General features: G+C 68.2%; 5 protein-coding genes. All 5 read left to right on the top strand.

Annotation, left to right across the window (positions count from 1 at the left end):
* On the top strand, nucleotides 1-206 hold a 206-nt coding region (locus VMR86_05845), incomplete at its 5' end, for a hypothetical protein (protein HTO06563.1).
* 3 nt (nucleotides 207-209) lie between these two features.
* Complete coding sequence (locus VMR86_05840; GenBank protein HTO06562.1) at nucleotides 210-2,924, top strand: cation-transporting P-type ATPase; 2,715 nt, start codon at nucleotides 210-212, stop codon at nucleotides 2,922-2,924.
* A 58-nt stretch (nucleotides 2,925-2,982) separates the two neighbouring features.
* Nucleotides 2,983-3,462 carry an isoprenylcysteine carboxylmethyltransferase family protein gene (locus VMR86_05835; protein HTO06561.1) on the top strand — a complete coding sequence of 160 codons (480 nt, stop codon included), beginning with the start codon at nucleotides 2,983-2,985 and terminating at the stop codon, nucleotides 3,460-3,462.
* Nucleotides 3,463-3,504: 42 nt separating this feature from the next.
* The gene (locus VMR86_05830) at nucleotides 3,505-3,942 is read left to right on the top strand and encodes a hypothetical protein (GenBank protein HTO06560.1); all 438 of its coding nucleotides are present in this window, start codon (nucleotides 3,505-3,507) and stop codon (nucleotides 3,940-3,942) included.
* A gap of 135 nt (nucleotides 3,943-4,077) precedes the next feature.
* Complete coding sequence (locus VMR86_05825) at nucleotides 4,078-5,697, top strand: hypothetical protein (protein HTO06559.1); 1,620 nt, start codon at nucleotides 4,078-4,080, stop codon at nucleotides 5,695-5,697.
* Nucleotides 5,698-6,023 lie beyond the last annotated feature (326 nt).

The raw sequence follows: 6,023 nt of genomic DNA, 5'->3' as shown, positions 1-6,023 counted from the left end.
TTCGCGCGCTGCGCAAGGAAGCGAGCAGCGAGCTCGCGACCCTGAAGCGGAACCACCGCGACGTCGCGCGGATTCTCGGCAAGGTGTCTGCCGCGGCGGAGGGATCGTGGCGGCAGGTGAAGCGCTCCGCGGACACGCTGCTCGCCGACGCGGTGAACAGCGCCAGCTCGCTCGTGAAGCGCCTGAAGAAGGCCATCCCGCGCTGACTCATGCTCGCTCCGGCGAGTCACTCCGGCCGGCTCCGGATCGAGCAGCTCTCGGAGACTAGTGCGCTCGCGAGCCTCGCGAGCGGGCCGGAGGGGCTGACTCACGCCGAGGCGCGCCGCCGGCTCGAGGAGTTCGGGCCGAACCTGATCGTGGAGCTGCGCCGCGAGTCACTGGCGGTGCGGCTCTTGCGCGAGTTCGTGCACTTCTTCGCGGTGATTCTCTGGATCGCCGCGGGCCTGGCGTTCTTCGCCGAGTGGAGCGCGCCCGGGCAGGGCATGGCGAAGCTCGCCTGCGCCATCGTCGTGGTGATCATCGTGAGCGGCGTGTTCTCGTTCTGGCAGGAGTACCGTGCGGAGCAAATCCTCGCGGTGCTCCGGAAGCTCCTGCCCCAGCAGGTCGCAGCGGCGCGCGGCGGCAAGGTGCTGAAGGTCGGGCGCACGGAGCTCGTGCCCGGCGACGTCGTCCTGCTCGAGCAGGGCGACCGCGTGCCCGCCGACTGCAGGCTGATCGAGGCCTTCGGCGTGCGCGTCGAGGACGCGGCAGTCACCGGCGAGTCACTGCCGCGGACGCGCTTCGCAGGGCCGGTGAACGGCGGCGACCTCATCCACGCCCGGAACATCGTGCTCGCCGGCACCACGCTCGTCACCGGCCAGGCGCGCGCGGTCGTCTTCGCGACCGGCATGCGCACCGAGTTCGGCAGGATCGCGCAGCTCACGCAGACGGTCGGCGACGTGGTGTCTCCGTTGCGGACCGAGATCGCGCGCCTCTCGCGCGTGATCGGCGTCGTGGCGGTCGCGATCGGCGTCCTCTTCTTCGCGGTGGGCCGCTTCGTGGGCGTGCCCTTCTGGAACGCCTTCATCTTCGCCATCGGCATCATCGTGGCGATGGTGCCGGAGGGCCTGCTGCCCACGCTCACGCTCGCGCTCGTGCTGGCGAGTCAGCGCATGGCGAAGCGGAACGTGCTGATCCGCCACCTGTCCTCGGTCGAGACACTCGGCTCGACGACGGTGATCTGCACCGACAAGACCGGGACGCTGACTCAGAACCGCATGCTCGCGCGCGAGCTCCTCGTCGGCATGGAGCGCGTCTCCGTCGACGCAGCGCAGGCGGGATGCGCGCTGGTGACGAGTCACGAGCCGCTCTTTCTCGGCGCGGGCCTGTGTCACGACCTCCGGTCGGTCGAGGAGCGCGGCGAGACGACGTTCCTCGGCGACCCGATGGAGGTCGCGCTGGTGGCGCTCGCGCGCCAGGCGCTGCCCGAGCTCGACGCGCACCGCCGGCTCGACGAGATTCCGTTCGACGCCGACCGCATGCGGCTGTCGACGATCCACGAAATGTCGTCCGGTCCCGCGCTCTGGTGCAAGGGCGCGCCGGAGTCCGTGCTGCCGCTGTGCGACAGCATCCATCGCGACCGCGAAGTCACTCCGCTCTCGACGGAGCTCCGCGCGCGCATCCGCGCCGCCCAGGAGGACATGGCCGAGCACGGCTTGCGCGTGCTCGCGTTCGCGCATCGTCCGCTCGAGCCGGTCTGGGACCACAAGTCACTCGAAGAGCACCTCGTCTTCAGCGGGCTCGTCGGGCTCGAGGACCCGCCGCGGCCGGAGGTCCCGGAGGCGGTCCGGAAGTGCCGCGCGGCCGGCATCCGCGTCATCGTGGTGAGTGGCGATCATCCGCGAACGGCGCGCGCGATCGCGCGCGAGGTCGGCCTCATCGAGTCCGATGCTGCGCGCGTGATCGCCGGCGACGAGCTCCGCGCACTCACCGACGTCCAGCTGTCGGTCGCGCTCGACGCGCCCGAGATCGTCTTCGCCCGCGTGCAGGCGGACCAGAAGCGGCGCATCGTCGACGTGCTCAAGCAAAAGAAGCACGTCGTGGCAGTCACCGGTGACGGAGTGAACGATGCACCGGCGCTGAAGAGCGCCCACATCGGCATCGCCATGGGCCGCAGCGGCAGCGACGTGGCGAAGGAAGCGTCCGACATGGTGCTCCTCGACGACAACTTCGCGAGCATCGTGAACGCGATCGAAGAGGGGAGGGCCGTCTTCGCGAACATCCGCAAGTTCCTGACTTACATCCTGGCGCACAACGTACCCGAGCTGGTGCCGTATCTCGCGTTCTCGCTGTTCGCCATCCCGCTCCCGCTCACGCCGATCCAGATCCTGGCCATCGACATGGGCACCGACTCACTGACCGCGCTCGGGCTCGGCGTCGAGAAGCCCGACCCGGCGCTCATGCGCGTGCCCCCGCGCTCCCAGCACCAGCGACTCTTCGACTGGAGCCTCGCGCTGCGCGCGTATCTGTTCCTGGGACTGATCGAGGCGGTGGCCTCGCTGGCCGCCTTCCTGTTCGTACTGCGCGGTGCGGGTTGGAGCTACGGCGCCATGCTCGGCGCGGAGGACCCGCTCTATCTGCGCGCCACCACCGCCTGTCTCAGCGCGATCATCGCGCTGCAGATCGTGAATGTCTTCCTGTGCCGCAGCCCCGATCGCTCGCTCGCTTCGACGGGCCTCCTCGGCAACCCACTGATTCTCTGGGGCGTGCTGCTCGAGGTCGGCCTGATCGCGGCGATCGACTATACGCCGCTCGGGAACGCGGTGTTCGGAACGGCGCCGATCGGCACAGAGGTGTGGCTCTTCGTGCTGCCGTTCGCGGCGGCGTTGCTCGTGCTCGAGGAGCTCCGCAAGTGGTGGGTCCGCGGGCGAGCGCTTCGGAGCTAGAGTCACTCGGGGTCGTCCGAGCGCGCCGCGGGCGGCGCCGTGGCGTACAATCGCGGGCATGAGCGAGCCGGCAAGCGCCCCCAGCGACCACTCCGGCGTCGTCTTCCCGCCGCCGTTCATCTACGTGCTCTTCTTCGCGGGCGGCCTCGTCCTCGACCGCTTCGCGCCGCTGCCGCAGCCGCCCGCTGTCGTCGCGCGCCCGCTCGGCGCAGTGTTCGTGCTCGCCTTCGTCGCCCTCACGGTCGCGAGCTTCCGGCACTTCTGGTCGGCGGGCACGAGCATCGTGCCGGTGCGCCCGACCACCGCGCTCGTCGTCGGCGGTCCCTACCGCTTCACGCGCAACCCGATGTATCTCGGGCTCCTCCTGCTCTACGCCGGGGTCTCCTTGCTGGCCGGCCTGGTCTGGCCGCTGCTCCTGGGACCGGGGCTCGTGTGGGTGGTCGGCGAATGGTGCATCGGTCCCGAGGAGCGGTATCTCGCCGGGAAGTTCGGCGACGAGTATCACCGCTACCGGGCGCGCGTGCGGCGCTGGATCTGACGCTTCCAAGCCTGCATCGAGACAGTGTAGACTCGGGTAGACATGCAGCGAATGCTCGCGCTTCTCGTAGCTCTGGCCGTTGGCCTCTTGGGAGTGACCGCCCAGGCCGCGGGACCGTTCCTCAAGGAATCGGCACTGTGCCACATCTTCGACTCTGGCCTCGGCTTCGGGCAAGACACCTTCGGCTCGTTGCAGCTCGATACGAAGGGCAACTTCACCGGCAAGCTCCAGATGATCACGCCGTACCACAAGAAGGCTCGCTTCCCGACCACTCTGTTTTGCTGGGTCGAGTGCAATCGGGACCAGTACGGCGGACTGCCTTGTGGCCCGTCCGAGCTCAAGGAGGGCCAGAAGTTCTCGGTCAAGGCGAGGGGCATGCGGGACTCACTTCCCGCTTCCTGCGACTCACCGGTTCTGAAGGTGTTGGGAGCAGCGGGGGCCTTCGAAGTCACCTGCGAAGGGAACCTCGCCGGCCCCTGACGCCTCGGCTGTCAGCCCCTCACGGGAGTCGCAAGATCCAACGTTCCAATCTCGATTGATTCGCGGACTTGGCCCGCTCTGTCCAGTCCGGGCTAGAATCAGTTCATTCGCTCGGCACTCCCAGTCTGGGTCTCGTTGGCGCTCGCAGTCGAACTGAGTGGCTGTGCGTCGCCTCTGAGTCAAGAACGCGAGGCTCTGGACTACTACGCGCAGGCGTACGAAGGAGACGTCGAGACGCGCGGCCTGCTGATCGACGACGATCCCGAGCTCCAAACCTATCTCGACTCTGTCGGGGCCGCGATCGCAGCACAGGCTCCCGGCGGCCCGATCCAGCTCCGGATCGCTGTGAGGCGCAGTCCCGCGATGGGTGCCATGGTACTCAGCAACGGAGCCGTGTACCTGGACGCGGGCCTTCTCGCCCGCGTCGCCGACGAGTCCCAGCTGGCCCTTGTGATCGGATACTGCCTGTATTGGATCGCGCCCGATCGCCTGGCGAGCACCTACTCCGAAACTAGAAGCAAGCGGACGGCGGCTCGTGTCTGGCGGGCCCTGGGACCGATCGCGACACTGCCGGCTTCGAGCATCGAGAAGTCACTCGATCAGGACGTGCGCCACCGAGTTGACGAGGCCGATGCCGCGGCCATGGAGTGGCTCGCCCGGGCCGGCTTCAGGAGCGAGGCGGCCCCCGAGCTCTTCACCGCGCTCGGCGCGCCCACGGACCCGGACTCATGGAAGACGCGATATCAGGAGCGAAGGGAGCACTGCGCGTCGCTCGTGCAGAGCGGGGCGGTCCCGGCCAATCCGGCCGGGCGCAACGATGTAGCCGCCTTGCGCGCTGCGCTCTCGCGAGTCAGCCTCGAGAGCGTTCGGCTCGAGGTTGCGGGCGGCGAGTATGCTCGCGCGCTCCGGGATACGGAGCTCGTTCGCCAGCGCTACGGCGACAGCGCGCCATTGCATTACCTGCAGGGCAAGAGTGAGCTGTTGATCCAGTCATTCGATCGCTCCGAGGGTCACATGCGCCGCGCGCTCGTGCTCGATCCCGCGTATCGGCCCGCCCAGCGCGGGCTGGGCGAGGTCTTGCTCGCGAAGGGTGACTCCACGGGAGCTGCGGCGATCTTCACGGACTATCTACGAGCGGACCCTCACGCCCCGGACGCGGGGATCGCACTTGCCCTGCTGCGGAAGACGGAGGGGCGAGACCCGAACCAGAAGCTGTCCGCCCTGAAACGGATCGCGATCCTCCAAGTCGAGCCCGCGCTCCCGCTCATTCAATACTTGACCGACGCAGACTTCTTCAACGAGCTCCGGGCGGGTGCTGCAGAGGTTCAAGACACCGCGCACAAGCTCCTTCGTTTGCGCGGCTTCGATCCCAAGCTCCTGGAGCTCGACGGTACGATCTTCGACACGCGACCCGAGCTGCGCTTCCAGCTGACTCAGGCCCAGCAGACGGGAGAGGACGCGCTGCGCCGCCTCCGTACGGCGGACCGGACCGGAGCCCAAACGGCATTCCGCGGCAGCCTCGACGAGATCCACCAGCTGGCGGCGCTCGTGGGAGCGGATGCCGTCCTGTTCACGCGTCTAGAGATTGGAGGCCCTCACGGATTGCTGGTCAAGGACCGTATGTTCACTGTCGCGACCTGCCTCGTCGATGCAAACACGGGCGAGCTGATCTACGTCGACTCGTCGGACGGCGGGCGCTACCCCTGGGCTTACTCGGAGATGGCGGAGCTCGCGCTCGCAAAGCTCAAGCGGTAGCTGACCGCATGAGTCTTTGGTGGACCGCTACGACCCGCCGTTCGAGTTCACGGGGAAGATCGACAAGCTGACGTTCAAGCTCGAGCCGCCGCCCAAGGTCGCGAGCTCGGGCACGGAGTGAGATGCTCCGAGGCGTATACTTCGCGCCGTGAGCGATCTCGACCTGTCCCGACTGACCGTCGCGCGCGCTGCCCGGGCGCTGCGTGCGCGCGAGCTCTCGCCGCTCGAGCTGACCGAGTCGTACCTGCGTCGGATCGAGCTGCTGAACCCGAAGATCAACGCGTACATCACCGTGTCCGCGGAGCGCGCGCGGGCCGACGCGCGAC

It is taken from the genome of Myxococcota bacterium (assembly GCA_035498015.1).
Lineage (GTDB): Bacteria > Myxococcota_A > UBA9160 > SZUA-336 > SZUA-336 > VGRW01.
Note: the sequence above shows the minus strand (reverse complement) of the source record. Positions and strands in the feature narration are given on the sequence as shown.

What these genes read in the sequence shown, in the direction of transcription:
- VMR86_05840 (HTO06562.1), top strand. Translation starts at nt 210, where the DNA reads ATGCTCGCTCCGGCGAGTCACTCCGGCCGGCTCCGGATCGAGCAGCTC.
- VMR86_05835 (HTO06561.1), top strand. Translation starts at nt 2,983, where the DNA reads ATGAGCGAGCCGGCAAGCGCCCCCAGCGACCACTCCGGCGTCGTCTTC.
- VMR86_05830 (HTO06560.1), top strand. Translation starts at nt 3,505, where the DNA reads ATGCAGCGAATGCTCGCGCTTCTCGTAGCTCTGGCCGTTGGCCTCTTG.